Annotated in this window: 15 protein-coding genes, 3 tRNA genes and 2 pseudogenes; 7 read left to right on the forward strand and 13 right to left on the reverse strand. The window is 73.4% G+C overall.

What is annotated here, in order from left to right; all coding sequences use genetic code 11:
* Positions 1 to 119 precede the first annotated feature (119 nt).
* The 3 genes from ACFYWG_RS13590 (at position 120) to dnaG (ending at position 4,739) form a co-directional block, all read left to right on the forward strand.
* The gene (locus ACFYWG_RS13590) at positions 120 to 1,397 is read left to right on the forward strand and encodes a deoxyguanosinetriphosphate triphosphohydrolase (RefSeq protein WP_376323159.1); all 1,278 of its coding nucleotides are present in this window, start codon (positions 120 to 122) and stop codon (positions 1,395 to 1,397) included.
* A gap of 133 nt (positions 1,398 to 1,530) precedes the next feature.
* The gene (locus ACFYWG_RS13595) at positions 1,531 to 2,796 is read left to right on the forward strand and encodes an NAD(P)/FAD-dependent oxidoreductase (RefSeq protein ID WP_385413301.1); all 1,266 of its coding nucleotides are present in this window, start codon (positions 1,531 to 1,533) and stop codon (positions 2,794 to 2,796) included.
* A 29-nt stretch (positions 2,797 to 2,825) separates the two neighbouring features.
* On the forward strand, positions 2,826 to 4,739 hold the full coding sequence (dnaG, locus tag ACFYWG_RS13600; RefSeq protein WP_383502598.1) for a DNA primase: 1,914 nt from the start codon (positions 2,826 to 2,828) through the stop codon (positions 4,737 to 4,739).
* A gap of 5 nt (positions 4,740 to 4,744) precedes the next feature.
* Here dnaG and ACFYWG_RS13605 read toward each other — a convergent pair whose 3' ends face one another.
* On the reverse strand, positions 4,745 to 5,737 hold the full coding sequence (locus tag ACFYWG_RS13605; RefSeq protein WP_389201284.1) for a nucleotidyl transferase AbiEii/AbiGii toxin family protein: 993 nt from the start codon (positions 5,735 to 5,737) through the stop codon (positions 4,745 to 4,747).
* Entirely contained in the window at positions 5,734 to 6,387 is a 654-nt protein-coding gene (locus ACFYWG_RS13610) for a hypothetical protein (RefSeq protein WP_389201286.1), read from the reverse strand. The genes ACFYWG_RS13605 and ACFYWG_RS13610 overlap by 4 nt, the downstream gene beginning before the upstream one ends.
* A 103-nt stretch (positions 6,388 to 6,490) precedes the next feature.
* Here ACFYWG_RS13610 and ACFYWG_RS13615 point away from each other — a divergent pair.
* A pseudogene (locus ACFYWG_RS13615) lies at positions 6,491 to 7,830 on the forward strand (RNA polymerase sigma factor).
* Between the two features lie 103 nt (positions 7,831 to 7,933).
* On the opposite strand, the gene ACFYWG_RS13620 reads toward ACFYWG_RS13615, so the two are convergent.
* The 4 genes from ACFYWG_RS13620 to ACFYWG_RS13635 all read right to left on the reverse strand — a co-directional run bounded on the left by ACFYWG_RS13620 (position 7,934) and on the right by ACFYWG_RS13635 (position 13,651).
* Positions 7,934 to 9,862, reverse strand: coding sequence for an ABC transporter ATP-binding protein (locus ACFYWG_RS13620; RefSeq protein ID WP_376323169.1), 1,929 nt, complete (start codon positions 9,860 to 9,862; stop codon positions 7,934 to 7,936).
* Positions 9,862 to 11,595 carry an ABC transporter ATP-binding protein gene (locus ACFYWG_RS13625; RefSeq protein ID WP_376323171.1) on the reverse strand — a complete coding sequence of 578 codons (1,734 nt, stop codon included), beginning with the start codon at positions 11,593 to 11,595 and terminating at the stop codon, positions 9,862 to 9,864. Before ACFYWG_RS13625 ends, ACFYWG_RS13620 begins: the two co-directional genes overlap by 1 nt.
* 146 nt (positions 11,596 to 11,741) lie before the next feature.
* Complete coding sequence (locus ACFYWG_RS13630) at positions 11,742 to 13,196, reverse strand: FGGY family carbohydrate kinase (protein ID WP_389201289.1); 1,455 nt, start codon at positions 13,194 to 13,196, stop codon at positions 11,742 to 11,744.
* Positions 13,197 to 13,345: 149 nt separating this feature from the next.
* A complete protein-coding gene (locus tag ACFYWG_RS13635; RefSeq protein WP_376323175.1) occupies positions 13,346 to 13,651 on the reverse strand; it encodes a YtxH domain-containing protein in 306 nt (101 codons plus the stop codon).
* Positions 13,652 to 13,810: 159 nt separating this feature from the next.
* Between ACFYWG_RS13635 and ACFYWG_RS13640 the strand changes: the two genes are divergently transcribed.
* The 3 genes from ACFYWG_RS13640 (at position 13,811) to ACFYWG_RS13650 (ending at position 14,227) form a co-directional block, all read left to right on the forward strand.
* Positions 13,811 to 13,883: transfer RNA gene (locus ACFYWG_RS13640), tRNA-Asn, on the forward strand.
* Between the two features lie 5 nt (positions 13,884 to 13,888).
* Positions 13,889 to 13,961: transfer RNA gene (locus ACFYWG_RS13645), tRNA-Asn, on the forward strand.
* A gap of 189 nt (positions 13,962 to 14,150) precedes the next feature.
* Positions 14,151 to 14,227 (forward strand) — tRNA-Ile (locus ACFYWG_RS13650).
* 113 nt (positions 14,228 to 14,340) lie between these two features.
* Here ACFYWG_RS13650 and uppS read toward each other — a convergent pair.
* The 7 genes and pseudogenes from uppS to ACFYWG_RS13685 all read right to left on the reverse strand — a co-directional run bounded on the left by uppS (position 14,341) and on the right by ACFYWG_RS13685 (position 21,240).
* Positions 14,341 to 16,101, reverse strand: a complete 1,761-nt coding sequence (gene uppS / locus ACFYWG_RS13655) for a polyprenyl diphosphate synthase (RefSeq protein ID WP_383502611.1) — start codon at positions 16,099 to 16,101, stop codon at positions 14,341 to 14,343.
* Between the two features lie 163 nt (positions 16,102 to 16,264).
* Positions 16,265 to 16,411 carry a hypothetical protein gene (locus ACFYWG_RS13660; protein ID WP_389201293.1) on the reverse strand — a complete coding sequence of 49 codons (147 nt, stop codon included), beginning with the start codon at positions 16,409 to 16,411 and terminating at the stop codon, positions 16,265 to 16,267.
* Positions 16,412 to 16,421: 10 nt separating this feature from the next.
* A complete protein-coding gene (locus tag ACFYWG_RS13665; RefSeq protein WP_389201296.1) occupies positions 16,422 to 17,186 on the reverse strand; it encodes a cytochrome c oxidase assembly protein in 765 nt (254 codons plus the stop codon).
* Positions 17,187 to 17,349: 163 nt separating this feature from the next.
* Entirely contained in the window at positions 17,350 to 17,919 is a 570-nt protein-coding gene (locus ACFYWG_RS13670) for a hemerythrin domain-containing protein (protein WP_385413289.1), read from the reverse strand.
* Position 17,920: 1 nt separating this feature from the next.
* Positions 17,921 to 19,124: pseudogene (locus ACFYWG_RS13675) on the reverse strand (hypothetical protein).
* 100 nt (positions 19,125 to 19,224) lie between these two features.
* The gene (locus ACFYWG_RS13680) at positions 19,225 to 19,929 is read right to left on the reverse strand and encodes an ANTAR domain-containing protein (RefSeq protein ID WP_383502625.1); all 705 of its coding nucleotides are present in this window, start codon (positions 19,927 to 19,929) and stop codon (positions 19,225 to 19,227) included.
* Positions 19,930 to 20,202: 273 nt separating this feature from the next.
* Positions 20,203 to 21,240 carry a rod shape-determining protein gene (locus ACFYWG_RS13685; RefSeq protein ID WP_376323187.1) on the reverse strand — a complete coding sequence of 346 codons (1,038 nt, stop codon included), beginning with the start codon at positions 21,238 to 21,240 and terminating at the stop codon, positions 20,203 to 20,205.
* Positions 21,241 to 21,371: the final 131 nt, after the last annotated feature.

Consider the following 21,371-nt stretch of genomic DNA (forward strand, 5'->3'; position numbering starts at 1 on the left):
TGGCGGCACCCCCCTTCGCCGCGCGGACGCGCCCCACCACGCCGGACCCGCGCACGCCACACCGCCGGACTCGTCACACCGGACGGCGCACAGCACACCCGTGCCCGTACTGTCGACGCATGGCAGGCACCACACAGAACTCCCCGGCCTACGACCCGACGTCGGTCGACCGCTGGGCCCCCGAACCCGACAAGCGCCCCGGCCGCACGGCCTTCCAGCGCGACCGCGCCCGGGTCCTCCACTCCGCCGCCCTGCGCCGCCTCGCCGGCAAGACCCAGGTGGTCACCCCCGGCACGCTCGGACCCGCCTGGGACGCCAGCCCCCGCACCCGCCTCACCCACTCCCTGGAGTGCGCCCAGGTCGGCCGGGAGCTGGGCGCGGCCCTGGGCTGCGACCCCGACCTCGTCGAAGCGGCCTGCCTCTCCCACGACCTCGGCCACCCGCCCTTCGGCCACAACGGCGAACAGGCCCTCAACGAATTCGCCGCGGACTGCGGCGGCTTCGAGGGCAACGCCCAGTCGCTCCGGCTCCTCACCCGCATCGAGCCCAAGCGGTTCACCCCGGAGGGGTCCGTCGGCCTCAACCTCACCCGGGCCACCCTCGACGCGGCCACCAAGTACCCCTGGCCCCGCGGCGGCCACCCCACCGACCCGGACTCGCCCAAGTTCGGCGTCTACGAGGACGACCGGCCCGTCTTCGACTGGTTCCGCAAGGACGCCCCCGGCACCCGCACCTGCTTCGAGGCGCAGGTCATGGACTGGTCCGACGACGTGGCCTACTCGGTGCACGACGTCGAGGACGGCCTGCACGCCGGCCACATCGACCCCAACTGCCTGCACGCCGACCCCGAACGCCACGACGTCTTCCGGGTCGCCCTCGGCCGCTACGTGCCCCCGGGCACCGACCCGGCCGAACTCGCCGAGGCCCTCGACCGGCTCCTCGCCCAGGAGTGGTGGCCGCACGGCTACGACGGCACCGCCGCCGCCCAGGCCCGCCTCAAGGACGCCACCAGCCAGCTCATCGGCCGCTTCTGCCTGGCGGCCGAGGCCGCGACCCGGGCCCGGTACGGGCCGGGGCGACTGACCCGGTACGCCGCCGAACTCGTCGTCCCGCGCGGGACGCGGATGGAGTGCGCGGTGCTCAAGGCCGTCGCCGACCTCTACGTGATGCAGCGCGCCGAGCAGGAGCGCCTGCGCGCCGACCAGCGGATCGTCGTCGCCGAACTCGCCGAGGCGCTCACCGCGCGGGCGCCGGACGGCCTGGACCCGCAGTTCCGGGCCCTGTTCGACCGGGCGCCCGACGACCGCGCCCGCAAGCGGGTCGTCGTCGACCAGATCGCGTCCCTCACCGACACCTCGGCCCGGTCGCTGCACGCCCGGCTGACGGGGCACGCGTGAGACGGGTGCGACCGGCGGGACACGAGCACACCGAAGGTGACCCTGCGTGGCCTGATCGGGTCACACCCTCTTCCCGCATCACGCTCCGTGCGGGAGGCTCGCACGTGGCTACACCCTGACGAGGAGGCATCAAGTGGTCGACGCGGATCAGACATTCGTCATCGTCGGAGGCGGACTGGCGGGCGCCAAGGCGGCCGAGACGCTCCGCGCGGAGGGCTTCACCGGCCGCGTGATACTGATCTGCGACGAACGCGACCACCCCTACGAGCGCCCGGCCCTGTCCAAGGGCTACCTGCTCGGCAAGGAGGAACGCGACAGCGTCTTCGTCCACGAAGCGGCCTGGTACGCGGCGAACGACATCGAGCTGCACCTCGGCCAGACCGTCGTCGCGATCGACCGCACGGCCAGGACGGTCCGCTTCGGCGACGACGGCACCGCGGTGCGCTACGACAAGCTGCTCCTGGCGACCGGCGCGGAGCCCCGCCGCCTCGACATCCCGGGCACGGACCTGGCGGGCGTGCACCACCTGCGGCGCCTGGCCCACGCCGAACGCCTCAAGCACGTCCTGGCCCACCTCGGCCGCGACAACGGCCACCTGGTGATCGCCGGGGGCGGCTGGATCGGCCTGGAGGTCGCGGCGGCGGCCCGCGAGTACGGCGCCGAGGTCACGGTCGTCGAGCACGGTCCGACCCCGCTGCACGGCGTGCTCGGCCCGGAGCTCGGAGGGCTCTTCGCCGAGCTGCACCGCGACCACGGCGTCCGCTTCCACTTCGGCGCCCGGCTGACCGAGATCGTCGGCCAGGACGGCATGGTCCTCGCGGCCCGCACCGACGACGGCGAGGAGCACCCGGCGCACGACGTCCTGGCGGCCATCGGCGCGGCCCCGCGCACCCACCTCGCGGAGGCGGCCGGGCTGGAAGTGGCCGACCCCGCCCTCGGCGGCGGCATCGTCGTCGACGAGCGCCTGCGCACCTCCGACCCGGACGTGTACGCGGCCGGTGACGTCGTCTCCTTCCCGCACGCTCTGTTCGACACCCGCATGCGCGTCGAGCACTGGGCCAACGCCCTCAACGGCGGCCCGGCCGCCGCGCGCTCCATGCTGGGCCGGGACGTGACGTACGACCGCGTGCCGTACTTCTTCTCCGACCAGTACGACCTGGGCATGGAGTACTCAGGCTGGGCACCGCCCGGCGCCTACGACCAGGTGGTCGTGCGGGGCGACGCGGGCAAGCGCGAGTTCATCGCGTTCTGGGTGAAGGACGGCCGGGTGCTGGCCGGGATGAACGTGAACGTGTGGAACGTCACGGACAAGATCCAGCACCTGGTGCGCAGCCGGGCCCAGGTGAACACGGACAATCTGGCGGATCCGCACGTTCCGCTCGAAAGCCTCGCCCCGTGAGTGTCACAGCGCACCCGTAGAATTCACGCGTGGCAGGACGGATCAACGACGAGGACGTGAAGGCGGTACGGGACGCGGTCCCGATCGACGCCGTGGTGTCCGAGTACCTCCAGCTGCGCAACGCGGGCGGCGGCAACCTCAAGGGGCTGTGCCCGTTCCACGACGAGAAGTCGCCCTCCTTCCAGGTCAGCCCCGCCAAGGGGCTGTTCCACTGCTTCGGCTGCCAGGAGGGCGGCGACACCCTCACGTTCGTGATGAAGATCGACCACCTCTCCTTCTCGGAGGCGGTCGAGCGCCTGGCCGGCCAGGCGGGCATCACGCTGCGCTACGAGGAGGGCGGCTACAACCCCTCCCACCAGCGCGGCGAGCGGATCCGCCTGGTCGAGGCGCACAAGATCGCCGCCGAGTGGTACGCGGAGCAGCTCGCGGCCTCGCCCGAGGCCGACACCGGCCGGGCCTTCCTCGCCGAGCGCGGCTTCGACCAGGCCGCCGCCGTCCACTTCGGCGTCGGCTACAGCCCGCAGGGCTGGGACCACCTCACGCGCTACCTGCGCGGCAAGGGCTTCACCGACAAGGAGCTGCTGCTCTCCGGCCTCTCCCAGGAGGGCCGCCGCGGCCCCATCGACCGCTTCCGCGGCCGGCTGATGTGGCCCATCCGCGACATCGGCGGCGACGTGGTCGGCTTCGGCGCCCGCAAGCTCTACGAAGCGGACAACGGCCCCAAGTACCTCAACACGCCCGACACGGCGATCTACAAGAAGTCCCAGGTCCTCTACGGCATCGACCTCGCCAAGAAGGACATCGCCAAGGCCTCCCGCGCGGTCGTCGTCGAGGGCTACACCGACGTCATGGCCTGCCACCTCGCCGGGGTCACCACCGCCATCGCCACCTGCGGCACCGCCTTCGGCGGCGACCACATCAAGATCCTGCGCCGCCTGCTGATGGACAACGGCTCGGCGCGGGTCATCTTCACCTTCGACGGCGACGCCGCCGGGCAGAAGGCCGCCCTGCGGGCCTTCGAGGACGACCAGAAGTTCGCCGCCGAGACCTACATCGCCATCGCCCCCGACGGCATGGACCCCTGCGACCTGCGCCTGGCCAAGGGCGACGAGGCCGTCGCCGACCTGGTCGAACCCCGCACCCCCCTCTTCGAGTTCGCCCTGCGCCAGATCGTGGCCCGCTACGACCTCGACACCCCCGCGGGCCGCGCCGCCGCGCTGGACGAGGCCGCCCCGATCGTCGCCCGCATCAAGAACAGCGGCGCCCAGCACGAGGTCGCCGTGCAGCTCGCCGGCATGCTCGGCATCCTCGACACCCAGTTCGTCGTCAAGCGCGTGGCACAACTGGCCCGCTGGGCCCGCGAGCGCGGCGGCAAGGGCCCCGCCCCCGACCGGCACGCGCCCCAGCAGTACCCGGCCCAGGCGCCCGCGGCCCCCCGCGGCCCGGCCCTCAACCTCCGCAACCCCGTCTACGCCACCGAGCGCGAGCTGCTCAAACTCGCCCTGCAGCGCCCCGAGCTGGTCTCCCCGGCCTTCGACGCCTACGGCGTGGACGAGTTCACCGCCCCGCCCTACGCCGCCGTGCGCCAGGCCATCCTGGACGCGGGCGGCGCCGAACCGGGCGTCGCCGACCCCCAGGGCTACCTGGTCAGGGTCCGCGAGGCCGCCCCCGACGACGCGGTCCGCGCGATGGTCACGGAGCTGGCCGTCGAGGCGATCATGCTGCACCGGGGCGTGAAGGGCGTCGACGAGACGTACGCCGGGGCCCAGCTGGTCACCGTCCGCCGCCGCGCCGTGGAGCGCCGCATCCGCGACATCACCGGCCGCCTCACCCGCCTCGGCACCCACGGAGACCCGGCCGAACTGGCCGCCGTGCAGAACGAACTGTGGGTCCTCCAGCAGTACGACCAGGCCCTGCGGGCACACGGCGCCGCCGCACTCTGACGCGGTCAGGCCCCCTCGAAGGCGGGCGCCACCGCCCGCACCAGCCGCTCGGCGAACTCCCGCTCGGCGTCCCGGAAGCGCGGGTACTCGGTGACGAAGTGGTTCCACTCCACGTACCCGACGGCCTCCACCACGTGCTCCAGCAGGATCTCCTCCTGGTACGGGTAGGGCCACTCGCCGGACAGCCGGAACACCTCGTGCAGCAGCTCACGGCGCAGCGGGTGCCGCTCGGCCAGCAGGACCGCGTCGTACAGGTCCTTGCCCTGCACATGCGCGTCGTTGATCACCCACATCAGCTTCCAGGCCAGTGACAGCTGCGGCGTCGCCGCCCGGACGACCGCACCGCCGGCCAGCTCCACCAGCTCCGGCTCCTCGGGCAGCCGCTCGCCGAACACGAAGTCCAGCTGGACGTGGCCGCCGGGCAGCCCGCGCGCGCCCCAGGGCAGCAGCATGCGCCGGCCCGGTACCCGCTCGTAGGTCCAGATGTCCTCGACGACCGCACCGCGCGCCGAGATGCCGACGCCGCTGCCCCGAGCGTCGGCCAGCGCCTGGGCCGCCCCCGCGATCCCGGAGAGCATCCGGTCCGTGCGGCCGTCCTCCATCCGCCAGGTGTGCGGCACGACGACGAAGTCCAGGTCGCCGGGCTCGCGGGCGGCCGCACCGAACCAGGACGACATCAGCACGCTGCCCCGCAGCACCAGCGCCTCGACCCACTCGGTCTCCGCGATCGCGGCCGGCACCAGATCCAGGGCCTGCCGGCGAGCCGCCCGCCACGCCTCGCCCCGCTCCGGGTCGGCGAAGCGCGGGTCGGTGGCCCGGTAGGCGTTGCGGTGCTGCTTCAGGGCCGGGTCGAAGACGGGGAGCTGCACCACGTCGTCCCCCGGCACCGGCCGCAGCGTCCTCGGCAGGTGCCCGGCCCTGCGGGTGGCCTCGTTCAGCGGTTCCCGGGGGATCTCGGTGCTCCGCCAGTCGAACCCCTCCCACGCCGTCCCGCTCATGCCCGCACCCCCGCCGGCTCCTGGAGCCATCCGTCGTCCACCGTCATGTCGCTGTCGTGCAGCACGAACTCCCGCTCCACGCCGAGCACGTCACCGTCGCGCAGCTCGGCCAGGAGCCGGTCCAGGGCGCGGCCCGCGCCCTCGGCGTCCACCCGGTGGCAGCGCTGGGTGACGAACCGCTCGTGCCACTCGCCGCGCACCCTCCGGGCGTTCCACGACAGGTGGGCGCCGTGCGGCACCACCCGGGCCGCGAGCGCGCCCAGGTCCGTGTCCGCCGGGAGCCGCAGCTTGACGTGGTGCTCGAAGTACCGTCCGTCGCCGCAGGGTTCGCGGGGCACCTCGGCCGCCCACGGAGACGACTCCGTCTTCACCCGGACCGGGTCGAAGCCGTCCGCCCGCAACCGCGCCACCACCTCCCGCACCCGGGCCGCCTCGGTGGCGTACGTCGGCGAACCCGACTGGGTGAGCATCGGCTGATCGCGCATCCGGCCCCTGGCCAGCACGATGTGCGTCAGCTTGAACCCGCCCGCCGCGGCCCAGCGGCGCAGCCGCGCGGACTCCTCGGGGTCCGCGCAACGGACCGTGACATGCGATGCGTACAGAGAAGCGGACACCGGGCGATCGTCGCAGACCGGGAAGGCCCGGGGCATCCGGGTTTTCCACCGCGGGCGACCGTCCGGTCACGGACCGGAAGCAAAAAGTCACCGCACGCCCCTCGTGGCGGTGATGTGTCGTACCCCACACTGGTGTGCGGTGCCTGAGTCCCCGGAGCGCGGCCGATCCGTCACCGACGGGTCGTGGACCCCCGCGGTCCCGCCCCTCGCGTACGGAACGGAAAGCGGCGAGGCCGCCGACTCCGCTCCCGACGTACCGCTGCCCAGCCCCCGGCAGCGGCAGCGATCATCCTGGAGGTCGCCCCCGTGCAGACCCGGACCCTGACCCAGACCGAAGCCGCCTCGGCCCGCCGCGCAGGCGCACGGGCGCCCGACGCGGAGGCCGACGCCCTGTCCGGGGTCCCGGCGCGGAGCCGCGCCGCGCAGCACCCCCGGACGGAAGCGGAAGCGGAAACGGAGCCGGAGCCCGGGGAACCGCCCGCCGAGGCCGTCGAGACCGCCGAGGCCCCCGAGACGGCCGAGGCCGCCGGGGCCGTCGAACCGCCGCCCGTGCGCACGGAGACGGGCAGCCCCTCCTCGGACCTGTTCCGCCAGTACCTGCGGGAGATCGGCCGCGTCCCGCTGCTGACCGCCGCCGAGGAGGTGGAACTCGCCCGCCGCGTCGAGGCCGGCCTGTTCGCCGAGGAGAAGCTGCGCCTCACCCCTGACCTGGACAGCCGGCTGGCCATGGACCTCGACCGGCTCGTCGTGATGGGCCGCGTCGCCAAACGCCGCCTCATCGAGGCCAATCTGCGCCTGGTCGTCTCCGTCGCCAAGCGCTACGTCGGCCGCGGCCTGACCATGCTGGACCTCGTCCAGGAGGGCAACCTCGGCCTCATCCGCGCGGTGGAGAAGTTCGACTACGCCCGCGGCTACAAGTTCTCCACGTACGCCACCTGGTGGATCCGCCAGGCCATGTCCCGCGCCTTGGCCGACCAGGCCCGCACGATACGCGTCCCCGTCCACGTCGTGGAGCTCATCAACCGGGTCGTGCGGGTGCAGCGCCGCATGCTCCAGGAGCGGGGGTACGAGCCGACACCCCAGGAGGTCGCGGCCCAGCTGGACCTCCCGCCCGAGCGGGTCGGCGAGGTGCTGCGCCTGGCCCAGGAGCCGGTGTCGCTGCACGCGCCCGTCGGCGAGGAGGACGACGTCGCCCTCGGTGACCTCATCGAGGACGGCGACGCGGCCTCCCCGGTCGAATCGGCGGCGTTCCTGCTGCTCCGGGAGCACCTGGAGGCCGTCCTGTCGACCCTGGGGGAGCGGGAGCGGAAGGTCGTCCAGCTCCGCTACGGCCTGGCCGACGGCCGCCCGCGCACGCTGGAGGAGATCGGCCGGATCTTCGGCGTGACGCGCGAGCGCATACGGCAGATCGAGTCCAAGACCCTCAACAAACTGCGGGACCACGCTTTCGCGGACCAGCTGCGGGGCTATCTGGACTGACGCCGCCCCCCTGCGCCCCGTCAGGGGCGCGGGGAACCGCGCGACCGGCCCCCACCGGCCCGCGACCGCCCCGCGACCCCCCTCGGCACCGCCGGACCGCGACTCAGTCCACCTCCGCCACCGCCTGCGCGAACTGCGCCTGATACAGCCGCGCGTAAGCCCCACCGGCCGCCAGCAGCTCCTCGTGTGCGCCCTGCTCCACGATCGCCCCGTTCTCCATGACGAGGATCGTGTCCGCGTCCCTGATCGTGGACAGCCGGTGCGCGATGACGAACGAGGTCCGCCCGTGCGCCAGTTTGGCCATCGCCTTCTGGATGAGCACCTCCGTGCGCGTGTCGACCGAGCTCGTCGCCTCGTCCAGCACCAGGATCACCGGGTCGGACAGGAACGCCCGCGCGATGGTGACGAGTTGCTTCTCGCCCGCGCTCACCCCCGTGCCCTCGTCGTCGATCACGGTGTCGTACCCGTCCGGCAGCGTCCGGACGAACCGGTCCGCGTGCGCCGCCCGGGCGGCCTCCTCGATCTCCCCGCGGGTCACCTTCCGGGACGCCCCGTAGGCGATGTTCTCCGCGATCGTGCCGCCGAACAGCCAGGTGTCCTGCAGCACCATGCCGATCCCGGCCCGCAGTTCGTCCCGGGACATCCGCGCGATGTCCACGCCGTCGAGGGTGATCCGGCCGCCGGTGACGTCGTAGAACCGCATCAGCAGGTTCACCAGCGTCGTCTTGCCCGCGCCGGTCGGGCCGACGATGGCCACCGTCTGCCCCGGCTCCACCGTCAGCGACAGGTCCTCGATGAGCGGCTTGTCGGGGTCGTAGCGGAACGACACGTGCTCCAGCGCCACCCGCCCGCGCAGCTCCTCCGGCCGCACGCCCGGCACCGGGTCGGCGACCTGCTCCTCGGCGTCGAGCAGTTCGAAGACCCGCTCCGCCGAGGCGACCCCCGACTGCACCAGGTTGGCCATCGACGCCACCTGGGTCAGCGGCATGGAGAACTGCCGCGAGTACTGGATGAACGCCTGCACGTCACCGATGGACAGCGAGCCGGAGGCCACCCGCAGCCCGCCGACGACCGCGACCAGGACGTAGTTGAGGTTCGACACGAACATCATCAGCGGCTGCATGACCCCGCTGTTGAACTGCGCCCGGAACCCGGCCTCGTACAGCGCCTCGTTCTGCTCGGCGAACTGCTGCGCCGACTCCTCCTGCCGCCCGAACACCTTCACCAGGGTGTGCCCGGTGTACATCTCCTCGATGTGGGCGTTCAGGGTGCCGGTGGAGCGCCACTGCTGCACGAAGTGCGGCTGCGAGCGCTTGCCCACGCGTGTGGCGACGACGAACGACAGCGGCACGGTCACCAGTGCGACCAGCGCCAGGATCCACGAGACCCAGAACATCATCGCGAGCACGCCGATCACGGTCAGCACCGAGTTGATGAGCTGCCCCATCGACTGCTGCAGCGTCTGCCCGATGTTGTCGATGTCGTTCGTCGCCCGCGACAGCACCTCGCCGCGCCGGCGCTGGTCGAAGTACGACAGCGGCAGCCGCGACAGCTTCGTCTGCACGTCCTCGCGCAGCCGGAACATCGTGCGGTTGACGGCGCGGTTCACCAGCCGGGTCGCCACCGCCATCAGCAGCCCGGCCACCGTGAACACCGCCAGCGCGAGCAGCAGCACGTGCCCGACGGCGGTGAAGTCGATGCCCTCGCCCGGGGTGAAGTCGGTGCCGCGCAGCATGTCGGCGACGTCACCGTCCCCGCGCTGCCGCATCTGCTGCAGGACCTGCTCCTTGGACGCCCCCTCGGGCATGCCGCGCCCGACGATGCCCGCGAAGACCAGGTCGGTCGCCCGGCCGAGGATCTTCGGCCCGCTGACGCTGAGCGCGACGCTGAGCACCACGCAGGCCAGCAGGACGCAGATGGTCGCGCGCTCGGGCCGGAACCGGGCGACCAGCCGCTTGCCCGATCCCGTGAAGTCCAGCGAGCGCTGGTCGGGGCCGCCCCCGGCCATCATCCGCCCCATGGGCCCCGCCATCAGGCCGCCTCCGCTTCCGTGAGCTGGGAGAGCACGATCTCCCGGTAGGTCTCGTTGTCCGCCATCAGCTCGCGGTGCCGGCCGGTGCCGACCACCCGGCCCTCGTCCAGCACGACGATCCGGTCCGCGTCCCGGATGGTCGCCACCCGCTGGGCGACGATCACCACGGTCGCCTCGGCCGTCTCCCGCGCGAGCGCGGCCCGCAGGGCGGCGTCCGTGGCGTAGTCGAGCGCGGAGAAGGAGTCGTCGAACAGGTAGATCTCGGGCCGCTGCACCAGCGTCCGGGCGATGGCGAGCCGCTGCCGCTGCCCGCCGGAGACGTTCGTGCCGCCCTGCGCGATCGGCGCGTCCAGCCCGCCCTCCAGCCGCTCGACGAACTCCTTGCCCTGCGCCACCTCCAGCGCGTGCCACAGCTCCTCGTCGGTGGCGTCCGGGTTGCCGTAGCGCAGATTGGTCGCCACCGTGCCGGCGAACAGGTACGGCTTCTGCGGCACCAGCCCGACCGTGCGCGCCAGCAGCCGCGGATCGAGCTCCGCGACGTCCACCCCGTCGACGAGGACCTGGCCCTCGGTCGCGTCGAACAGGCGCGGGACCAGCCCGAGCAGAGTCGACTTGCCGCTGCCGGTCGAGCCGATGACGGCGGTCGTCTCGCCCGGCCTGGCCACCAGGTCGACGGCGCGCAGCACCGGCTCCTCGGCACCCGGATAGCGGAAACCGGCCCCGCGGATCTCCAGGTGCCCGTGCCGGCGCAGGGCGCGCACCGGCGCCGAGGGCGGCACCACGCTGGAGGAGGTGTCGAGCACCTCCTGGATCCGCTCGGCGCACACCTCCGCGCGCGGCACCATCATGAACATGAAGGTGGCCATCATCACGGCCATGACGATCTGCATCAGATAGGCGAGGAACGCGGTCAGGTCGCCGATCTGCATCCCGCCGCTGTCGATGCGGTGCGCGCCGAACCACACCACGGCGATCGACGACAGGTTCACCACCGTCATGACGATCGGGAACATCAGCGCGAGCAGGTTGCCGGTGCCCAGCGCGAACCGGGTGAGGTCGGTGTTGGCCTCGCGGAAGCGCTGCTGCTCGTACGCGTCCCGGACGAAGGCACGGATCACGCGGTTGCCGCTGATCTGCTCGCGCAGCACCCGGTTGACGGTGTCCAGCCGCTCCTGCATGGAGCGGAACAGCGGCCGCAGCCGCCGCACGATCAGCGTCACGGAGATGCCCAGCACCGGCACGACCGCCACCAGCACCCCGGACAGCGGCACGTCCAGACCGAGCGCCAGCACGATGCCGCCGACGCACATGATCGGCGCCGACACCATCAGCGTGAACGTCATCAGCGCCAGCATCTGCACCTGCTGGACGTCGTTCGTCGTCCGGGTGATCAGCGACGGCGCCCCGAAGTGCCCCACCTCACGCGCGGAGAACGACTGCACCCGGTCGAACACGGCCCCGCGCACGTCCCGTCCCAGCGCGGAGGCGGTACGGGCGCCGTAGTACACGGCCCCGATGTTGCACACGACCTGGACCAGCGAGATGCCGATCATCAGCGCGCCGTAGGCCATGATGTAGCCGGTGTCGCCGTTGACGACGCCCCGGTCGATGATGTCGGCGTTCAGCGTGGGCAGGTAGAGCGTGGCGCAGGTCTGCAGGAACTGCAGCAGCACCAGCAGGGCGATGGGTCTCTTGTAGGGCCTGAGGTGGGTCCGCAGGAGTCGTATGAGCACGCTGCTTCTCTCGGAGTGGTCGACGGGGGCGGGTGGTTGCCCCTGGCCCCTATCGTCGGACACTCCACCCGCGTTACCTCAACCGAATTAGCCCGACGAGCGGTCCCTGCCGCCGAGCTCTCACCGACTTCTCACCTTCGGGCCCGCTACAGCCGCAGCGCCCCCGGATGCGTCTGCTCCCGCACCGCCACGAACTGCTGCCGCACCGCCTGCCCCACGGCCAGTTCCTCCCCGGGCTCCAGCACCTGCGCGACCGCGCCCTGCCAGAGCGGCGGGGTGCGCACGTCGAGCGTGCCCTGCGACGCCCCGAGCGCCCAGGCCGCCTGGCGGGCGGCGCCGATCGCCGCGTAGTCCGCCGGCTGCGGCACCACGACCTGCGTCCCGAACAGCATCGGCGCGGCGGCCTGCACGGCGGGCAGCTCCGCGGCCGGCCCGAGCAGGAACACCCGCCGCACCTCCACGCCCCGGGCCCGCAGCACGTCCAGTGCGTCCGCGAGCCCGCACAGCATGCCCTCGAACGCGGCCCGCGCCAGGTGCTCCGCCTTCATCGACTCCCGCCTGAGCCCGGCCAGGGTGCCCGCGACGTGCGGCAGGCTGGGCGTCCGCTCGCCCTCCAGATAGGGCAGCAGCACCAGCCCGTGCGAGCCGGGCGTGGACTTCATCGCCAGGTCCGACAGGCTCTCCAGGTCGGGCAGGCCCAGCAGTTCGGCGGTCCCGCGCAGCGCCCGCACGGCGTTGAGGGTGGTGACGACCGGCAGGTGCATGCCGGTGGCGTCCGCGAGCGCGGTGATCATCCCGGAGCCGTCGACCAGCGCCTCGGGGTGGACGGCCATGACGGACCCGGACGCGCCCAGCGACACCACCGCGTCACCGAGACCGATACCGAGGCCGAACGCCGCCGCCATCGTCTCGCCGGTCCCCACGGAGATCAGCAGGCCCTCCGGCGTCGTCCCGGCGGCCTCCGCGGGGCCGATCACCTCCGGGAGCATCGCCTGGTGCCCAAGCGCCAGCTCCACGAGGTCGGGCCGGTAGCCGCCGGTCGCCGCCGACCAGTACCCGGTGCCGGACGCTCCGCCCCGGTCGGTGGTCCGGCGCACCGGCCGGCCCAGCAGCTGCCACACCAGCCAGTCGTGCGCCTGCATCAGGACGGCCGTGCGCCGCGCGTTCTCCGGCTCGGTACGGGCCAGCCAGCGCAGCTTCGTCACCGGCTGCGCGGCCTGCGGCACACAGCCCACGGCCTGCGCCCACGCCTCGCGTCCGCCGAGCGCGTCGACCAGGTCGGCCGCGGCGACCTGCGTGCGCTTGTCCCCGCCGACCAGGGCCGGGCGCACGGTGTTGCCCTGTGCGTCCAGCGGCACGACGGCGTTCTGCTGGGCCGAGACGCCGATCGCCTGCACGCCCTCCAGCAGGCCGCCGCCCGCGGCCTCGCCCAGGGACAGCAGCCAGGCCTGCGGGTCGACGTCGGACGGCCGGCCGCCGCCCTCGGGGCTCTCCACCGGATGCGGTGCATATCCCTGCCTGAGCACGGCTCCGGTATCCGAGTCACAGACGACGATACGAGTGAAATCGGGCGAACTGTCCAACCCGGCGACTATCCCCATGGCCAAAATTCTGCCGTACGGATGCGCCGGGCCGGGCCACGGGCGCCGCAGGGGTCCTCCAGCGGCCGGGCGCGGACCCGTCGTGGCTGGTCGCGCGGTTGCCCGCGCGCCTTAGGGGCGGGACCGCACCCGGCGTCAGGAGGAGCAGTTCAGGTGTTGCTCGTGCCCCAGTCGTCCTGGCCGCCGTTGTGGGTGGCGCGGTCCCGCAGGTGCCGGACCCGGTCGGCCACCGACTCGGGCACGCGGTCGCCGACCTTGTCGCTGACCGCGTGGTACGCCTTGCCCGCGAACTCGCGGCCCTGGTGGGCCGCCGTCTCCGCGGTGTTCCGCACGGCCGGGTTCTGAGCGAACTGCCGGGCCGACTTCTTGAGCTGTTCGTAGCGCTCGCGTCCGGCCCTCGTGCCCAGCACGTAACCCAGAACGACTCCGGCGACGAACGTGAGCCGGTAACGCATGGCTGCCACCCTTCTTCTGCAGAGGTCTCCGGTGCGGCGCGGACGCCGGGGAGTACCGATTGGCGGAGCACCCCCCTGCTTGCGCTAATGTATGTGTCGCAGCGAGCGCGCGCCCCCTGGCGAATACCCAGGTAGGTGCGTTCGATGCAGACGAGACCTTCCTCGGTAGCTCAATTGGCAGAGCAGCCGGCTGTTAACCGGCAGGTTACTGGTTCGAGTCCAGTCCGGGGAGCTCGGTCCTCCGTAGCTCAATTGGCAGAGCAGCCGGCTGTTAACCGGCAGGTTACTGGTTCGAGTCCAGTCGGGGGAGCAGATGGACGAGGACCCCTCGCAGGGGTCCTTTTTCATGTCCGCTGCGATCTTCGGGAACCGTGCGGCAGCCGGTGCGGTCCTCATGGTCACGAGGGCCGTGGCGAAGCCGACCATCCGAGGCAGGAGATCGTATGAGCGGCTATGCTGCGGCAGACGGCGCGCACACGTGTACGCGACACGCCGCTATGGGGCGGTAGCTCAGCCGGTTAGAGCAGCGGACTCATAATCCGTCGGCCGTGGGTTCGAGTCCCACCCGCCCCACCACGCGCCACCCGCGCAGAACCGTTTCTGCCCCGGGTCGACCGACCAGGGCGCCGCTTCGAGGCGGCGCCCTTCGCCGTTTCCGCGGCGCTCCTCGCCGCTTCCGCGACGACCTGTCAGCCGGCGTGCCCCGCCGGGCCCGTGGCGGCCGGGGTGGCCCCCAGACGCCGCTGGCGGTGGGTGTACGCGGTGACGGCCTGCCAGAGGTCGCGGCGGTCGGTGTCGGGCCACAGCTCCGGTGTGAAGTGCAGCTCGGCGTAGGCGGCGTGCCACGGCAGGAAGTTGGAGGTGCGCTGCTCGCCGCCGGTGCGCCAGAGCAGGTCCACGTCCGGCATGTCCGGCTGGGGCAGGTGCCGGGCGAACACGTCCTCCGAGACCAGGTCCGGGTCCACATGCCCGGCCCTGGCCCGGCGGGCCAGGGCGGCGGCGGTACGGGTGATCTCGTCGCGGCCGCCGTAGTCGATGCACATCGTCACGGTCAGGCCGGTGCGCGAGCGGGTGGTGCGCTCCCTCAGGTGGAGAAGGTCGACCAGGTCCGGGGGGAGGCGGCCGGCGCGGCCGTGCCAGCGCAGCCGGACGTCCAGGTCCCGGAACGGGTCGTCGGCCACCTCGTCGCGCAGCAGGCCGAGGATCGCCCCGACCTCCTCCGTGTCCCGGCTCCAGTTCTCGGTGGAGAAGGTGTACAGCGTCAGGTGGCGCAGGCCGATCTCCAGTGCCCCGTGCACCATCTCGCGCACCGCCGCGGCGCCGGCGCGGTGGCCCTCGTACCGGGGCAGGCCGCGCTGCTGGGCCCAGCGGCCGTTGCCGTCCATGATCACCGCCACGTGGGCCGGCAGGTGCGCGGCGGGGACGGGCGGCGGCTGCTCCCCGGTGGGGTGCGGCGGCGGGCGGCGGAAGGCCGCCGCGGGCGGTGCCTGCGCGGGGGTGACGGGCCCCTGCTCGGCGGGGCGGTGCGGGGACGGGGGCGTGAGCGGGGTCAGGGTCCAGGCCAGGGCCGCCCGGGTGCGGGCGGGGGCGAGGATGCGGAGCCGGGTGCGCAGGGACGGGCCGGGCCGGGCACGCAGGACCGCCGCGCCCGCCGCGTCCACGGCGTCCAACTGGGCGCGCAGCAGCGCCGCCATGGTGTCCAGCACCGTGGCCGGCCCCGGGTGCATGCCGCGGGTGAGGCCGGGCTGCGTCACCCAGCGGCGGGCCAGCCCGGTCAGCTCCGTCACCAGGGCGGCCACGGCGGGGCTCCAGCGGCGGTGCGTCAGGTCCCGTGCCGAGCCCGGGTGGCGGTCCAGTGCCTCGTCGGGCAGCAGCAGGTCGCCCTGGGCCAGGTCGGCCGACAGGTCGGTGAGGATGTCGGTGAGCCGGACGCCGTCGAGGAACTCCTCGTAGGCCTCGCGGGAGTCCAGGCGGAGGGCGACGGGCACGCCCGCGCGGTCGAAGATCGCGCGGACCTGGCCGAACCACGGCAGCAGGTTGTCCCGGCCCCAGGTGCGCCACTCGGCCCAGTCGGCGAAGCGCCGGCCGCCGGTGTCGTCCTGCACCTGGGTCATGGCGGCGTGCAGCTCGCTCAGGTCCAGGTGCCAGCGGTGCGCGGTGTCGACCAGGGCGCGGCGGATCGGGTCCGGGCTGGTGCCGGCGGGGAGTTCGCGGTGCAGGGCGCTGATCCACGCCGCGACCCGGGTGGCCCGCTCCGCCGCGGGGGCGGTGCGGTCGTCGCCCAGGTCGTCCAGCGCGTTGGCGGCGGCCCACAGGGCGTGGAGGGAGGGGCGCAGGAGGGCGGGGGCCAGCTGGATCAGGGCGTACTCCGCCGGGTCCTGTTCCCTCGTCCGGCGCCGGCACAGTCGGTAGGCCGCCCGCAGGGCCGGGTCGGCAGGCAGATCGCTCACAACCAGGACACTACGTCCCCGCCGTGCGGCGTCCCGTGCAGGTGGGCCGGTGCCGCGTCGCCGCGGCCCGCCCTCCCGGCGGCCGGCCCGTCCCCGCGGGCCGGCCGCCCGGCGCTCTCACCCATCTCGTCCTCCTCTTCCACATGTCCGCCGGGTGGTGCTGTCACGCGGTGCTGTCGTCGTCGTCCGTGCCCGGCTCGTCCCGGTCGCCCTCGGCCTGGGACGGGGTGGGGGTGGGGGTGGGGGTGGGGGTGGTGTCCGGCTCGTCGTCGCGGTCGCCCTCGGCCTGGGACGGGGTCTGCTCGCTCATGTGACTCTCCTTACGCGGTGGCGGCCTGCCGGGTACCCCGGTGGGCCCGCAACGATCGCCCCTGTGCGCGGTACCACTGGGACGCCAGCACCAGGGCCAGGGCGACTTCCACGGCGTCGCCGCCGTAGTACATGAGCTGCGCGGCGGAGTGCAGGTCGGCCGGGGCGTGGGCGGTGCCGGGCGGGCCTGAGGCCCACAGGCTCCTGGCCAGGACCGCGTGGCCCGCGGCGGCCGCCAGCAGGGTGCCGCCGCGCACGGCCGTGCCCGGCCGGTGGCGGATCGGGTCCACGGCCAGCAGGGCGAAGGTGAACAGGACCCCTGCGGCGAAGAGGTGCAGGGTGAGCAGGGGGCTGTGGTGCCAGGCGGACGGGACCGGGGCCCGGTACAGCAGCCACAGACCGCCGATGTCCACGGCCGCGGCCACCGGCGGGAGGACCAGCGCGGCGACCGGGCGGGAGCGGGTGATCCGGACCAGGGCGCGCCGGCCGGGCGGCGGGAGGGTGCGCAGGGCCAGGGTGACCGGGCGGGCGAGGACCAGGGGGACCGGCGCCACCATGCCCGCGGTCAGATGGGCGGCCATGTGCGCGGTGAACGGCGCCAGCCACGCCTCCCACGGCACGGCGAACGCCGCCACCAGCAGTCCGCCGCCCAGCCAGAAGCCGGCGTCACGGCGTACCGGCCAGCGGTCGCCGCGGCGGCGCAGCCGCGCCGCGCACACCGTGTAGAGCACGCAGCACAGCACGGCGAGCACGGGCAGCGGTGCCGGCGTCGTCATCGTCCGGCCCCGGGCGGCCGGTCCCCGGGGCCGGTGTCACCGCCGCGGCCGTACGGACCGGCGGGGGCACCGCCGCGGGACCCGTCGTACGGCCGGTGCCGGTGGGGCGGCCGGGGGGAGCCGGCCGCGTCCGTGGACGCGGCGGCGGGGGAGCGGAGGTGGGTCACCCGTCCTTGCCCAGGGCCTTGCGGACGGCGTCCCGCGTGCGGTCGGCCACGGCCGCGAGCGGGCCGAGGGCCAGGTTCTTCGCCGCGGACTCCGTACCGGGGTGGGGGCGGGTCGGGGCCATCGCCTCGGCGGCCTTCACGGCCGAGGCCATGGAGGCCAGCCGCTCCGGGTCGGCGCGGCGGCGGATGTGGAGGAACTCGTAGCGCTCCTCGGCGCGGGCGTGGGCCATCACGTCCAGCCGCAGCGTGAGGAGTTCGGTGAGGAACTTCGGGTCGTCGGTGTCCATGCCGTCGAGCCGCGACAGCAGCTCCTTGGCCTCCCGCTCCTCCCGCAGCCGGTCTTCCACCACCTTCTCGCCGTCCGGGCCGGTCGAGCGGGTGAAGGGGTGCACGACCTCCTCCTCGGCCGTCTCGTGCACGGCCAGGAGCTGGACCAGGTTCCGGAACGCGGCGCGGCGCTCGTCACCGGTGGTCCGCTCCACCTCGTCGAAGAGGTTGCGGATGTCGCCGTGCTGGCGCATCAGCATCGCCACGACGTCGTCGTCGCTCGCTGCGATCCCTGCCATGTCAGTGCCCTTCCCGGAGCGCGGGGTCGGGGTGCTCGCCGTCGGTCTCGATGCGGTACTCCCGGCCGAACATCTCGTCGTGCCGGGCCATCACCTGCTCGCTCGGCGGCTCATCGCCGCCGTGGATCCCCTCCTGCAGCTTCTCGAACCGCTCGTGCGCGTCGCGGACGTAGCCGGTGCCGAGCGTGGTCAGGTCGATCTGCGTGTCGAGCAGGGTGCGCACGAACGTCTTGTTCTCCTCGAACGTCAGGACGTTCGGCAGCTCGGGGGCGAGGATCTCCGCCGGTTCGCGGCCGTCGTGGCGGCGCATCAGGTCGCAGGCGATGCGCAGGTGCTCCAGCTCCATGTTCAGGTGCAGCTCCCAGACGGCCCGCACCTTCGGGTCCGGCTCCTGCTCCATGAAGGAGTGGTAGAGGTAGCACTCGTTGTACTCGTGGTTGACGAGCTGCTCCCACCACGTCTCGCCCGGGTCGACCAGGGACTCGTAGTGGGTGACGTGCTCCTCCTCGATCAGGCCGATCTCCTGGTAGAGCCGGCGCGCGATCGGCTCCATGTACTGGGGGCCGACGTTCATGTAGAAGTTCATGGTCTGCTGCTCCGCCGACAGGATCGTCAGCGCGTGCAGCTTCGACAGCGGGTTCGTGGTGGAACGGTCGTACGGCTCGCGGACGTTGTCGACCGGGTCGCGGTGGTGGTACTTCGTGGGCCGGCCCGGCATGACCTCGGTCAGCCCGTCGACGATCGACTCCGCCTTGCGGTGCTCGATCATCTCGTAGAGGTTGGCGTACCGGTACAGGTGGTCGAAGTCCTCCAGCACGCCGAACTCGTAGGCCTGCTTCAGGTACGGGTCGGGTTCGTGGCGGGCCACCCCAGCCGGTCAGGTCGACGGCCACCTGCTCGTAGGCGATGGTCGTCTCCAGGACCGAGGACAGGCCGGGCAGGAGCCAGTTGACGGCCTTCTGCTGCTGCGCCTCGATGTAACGGATCTGCGCGAGCTGCCGTTTGACCTCGGGGTCGGGACAGCGGCGGGCGAACTGGTGACTGAACATGATCGCCTCGACCTCGATGCCGTTCATGGTGATGATGCGGCAGCGGGTGTACGGATCGGCGTGGTCGGGGTCGATCGGCTCGACGTCCAGCTCCCGCCAGCTGCGCAGCTGGCGGTCGAGGGGGATGCCTTGGTGCTCGAGGGGGTTGAAACCCATGGGGTTCTCCTCGCCGGAGGGCGGAGCGGGCCGCCGCCGGGTACCCGAGCCCCAGCGGCGCGAAACCGGCCCGGCGGCGGGAGAGTCGGGCGCCGCGCCGTCAGGTCCGGGGGCGCCTCGCGAGGGCCCGCTGCAGGGCCGAGCGCAGTCCGGGCGGCGGGGGCGGGCCGTCCCCGTCCGCGCTCGCCGTCACCGCCGCCGCCACGTCGCGGAGCTTGGTGTTCGACAGCTGGGAGGCCTCGCGCAGGACGTGCCACGCCTCGTCGGAGGTGCAGCCGTGCGTGGCCATCAGGATGCCGCGGGCCTGGTCGATGACCGGGCGGGAGGCGATGGCCCGGCGGAGCTGCTCGACCTCCGCCTGGAGCACCCGCAGGCGCTCGGCGCGCTCCAGGGCGACCGCCGAGGCCGCGGGCACGGGCGGCGGGGCCTGGGCGGCGGGGGCGGTGCCGGCGTCGGCGGTGCCGGACACCGGGTCGGCGGTGTCCAGACCCGCCAGCTCCAGGATCCTCCTCGGCTGGCCGTTCCAGTTCGTGGCCGTGACCCGCACCTCCCGCTGCCGCGCGCAGTCCCTCAGCACCTCCAGGAACTGCAGCCCGGCGGTGTCCATGAAGTGCACGTCCCCCATGTCCAGATCGACGCGGGTGACACCGTCCGGGAGGTCGGCCAGGGCCTTCGCGAGCGTGTCGGCGCAGCCGTGGACCAGCTCGCCGCGGGGGGTGAGCCGGGCGTGGTCCGCGTCCACGCGGCCACGGACGACCAGGGTGCTCAGTCCTCCCGTGAGGTGTGATGATGCCGCTGAGGTCATGTCACCGCCTTGTCGGTCCTCGTCGGTCGTGGCCGCCCCGGCCGGACTGCACGACGCCGCTCGCCCCGTGGACGCCCCGTGTCAGGTGCGCCTGCCCGCCGTACGACGGAGTACACACGGGGCCGGGAATGACACCGGCCCGGGCGGGTACGAGCGCGGGTGGTGCGCGCACGAGCGCACCCCGCCGCGGTCACGGCGGGGTGCGGGTGGGTACGGGTGCCGCGGGGGCGGCCCGGACGCCGGTTGCGGCGCGGTGGGCCGGTGCGGCGCGGCTCAGGTGCCGAGCGGGTCCAGGGCGAGCGGCTCGATCCGCCCCTCCAGCATCGCGCCGAGACCCTGCACGGCGCACACGTCGGGCCGTTCCGCGATGTGCACCGGCATGCCGGTCGCCTGCCGCAGCATCTGGTCCAGGCCCGGCAGCAGGGCGCTGCCGCCGACCATCATGATGCCCCGGTCGGCCAGGTCGGCGACCAGGTCGGGCGGGCAGGCCCGCAGGACCTTGCCGATGCCGTCGAGGATCGCGGTGAGCGGGGTCTGGATGGCCTCCCGCACGGCGGCGGTGTCCACGTGGACCGAACGGGCCAGGCCCGTGGCGACGTCCCGGCCGTGGATCTCCGTGGACGCCGGCCCCTGCGGGGTCAGGCCGTTGCCCGACAGGGCCAGCTGCAGCGGCCGGACCGACTGGCTCGGCAGCATCAGCTCGTGCTGGTGGCGCAGGTGCTGCACGATCGCGTTGTCGACGGCGTCGCCGCCCACCGGGACGCGCTCGGCGGTGACGATCGCGCCGAGGGACAGCACCGCCACCTGGGTGGCCGCCGCCCCGCACACCATGATCATGGTGGCCTCGGGCTGCTCCACGGGCAGTCCGCAGCCGACGGCGGCCGCGATCAGCGTGTCGACCAGTTCCACCCGGCGGGCGCCGAGCCCGACGAGCGTCTCGATCGCGGCGCGCTGGGCGAGCGGGTCGGCGTCGTGCGGGGTGCACGCCGCGGCCCGCAGGATCGGCTTGCGGCGCAGCGCGCGGCGCATCTTGTCGCCGAGCAGGTGGCGCAGCATGCGCTGGGCCATCTCGATGTCGACGACCGTGCCGCCGGAGACCGGCCGGACCACCCGGATGTAGTGCGGGGTGCGGCCCGTCATCTTCTCCGCGAGCTCCCCGACCGCGATCAGGGCCCCGGTCCGCGTGTTCACGGCGGCGGCGGACGGCTGGTCGACGACGAGACCGGCGCCCTTGACGTAGACGCGGGTGCGGGCAGCTCCCAGGTCGACGGCGAAGTGGCAGCGTCGCAACTGCTCCAGACTGGCGGTCATGGCAGGTCCTCCCGAGAGCACAGACCGTGGGGGGCCGCCAGGTGGCGGGCCTCGCTGGACGTCGGGCCGCCGAACGGCGTCCCTCTTTCGCATCGTGCGGGTGAGGGCACCGGCGCGCCTTCCCAAGGGGG

It is taken from the genome of Streptomyces sp. NPDC003456 (assembly GCF_042878735.1).
Taxonomy (GTDB): domain Bacteria; phylum Actinomycetota; class Actinomycetes; order Streptomycetales; family Streptomycetaceae; genus Streptomyces.

Excerpts from the sequence above, each read along its gene's own strand:
- ACFYWG_RS13590 (WP_376323159.1), top strand. The coding sequence starts at position 120 with ATGGCAGGCACCACACAGAACTCCCCGGCCTACGACCCGACGTCGGTC.
- ACFYWG_RS13605 (WP_389201284.1), bottom strand. The coding sequence starts at position 5,737 with ATGAGCGGGACGGCGTGGGAGGGGTTCGACTGGCGGAGCACCGAGATC.
- ACFYWG_RS13610 (WP_389201286.1), bottom strand. The coding sequence starts at position 6,387 with ATGCCCCGGGCCTTCCCGGTCTGCGACGATCGCCCGGTGTCCGCTTCT.
- ACFYWG_RS13620 (WP_376323169.1), bottom strand. The coding sequence starts at position 9,862 with ATGGCGGGGCCCATGGGGCGGATGATGGCCGGGGGCGGCCCCGACCAG.
- ACFYWG_RS13630 (WP_389201289.1), bottom strand. The coding sequence starts at position 13,196 with ATGGGGATAGTCGCCGGGTTGGACAGTTCGCCCGATTTCACTCGTATC.
- ACFYWG_RS13635 (WP_376323175.1), bottom strand. The coding sequence starts at position 13,651 with ATGCGTTACCGGCTCACGTTCGTCGCCGGAGTCGTTCTGGGTTACGTG.
- ACFYWG_RS13660 (WP_389201293.1), bottom strand. The coding sequence starts at position 16,411 with ATGAGCGAGCAGACCCCGTCCCAGGCCGAGGGCGACCGCGACGACGAG.
- ACFYWG_RS13665 (WP_389201296.1), bottom strand. The coding sequence starts at position 17,186 with ATGACGACGCCGGCACCGCTGCCCGTGCTCGCCGTGCTGTGCTGCGTG.
- ACFYWG_RS13670 (WP_385413289.1), bottom strand. The coding sequence starts at position 17,919 with ATGGCAGGGATCGCAGCGAGCGACGACGACGTCGTGGCGATGCTGATG.
- ACFYWG_RS13680 (WP_383502625.1), bottom strand. The coding sequence starts at position 19,929 with ATGACCTCAGCGGCATCATCACACCTCACGGGAGGACTGAGCACCCTG.
- ACFYWG_RS13685 (WP_376323187.1), bottom strand. The coding sequence starts at position 21,240 with ATGACCGCCAGTCTGGAGCAGTTGCGACGCTGCCACTTCGCCGTCGAC.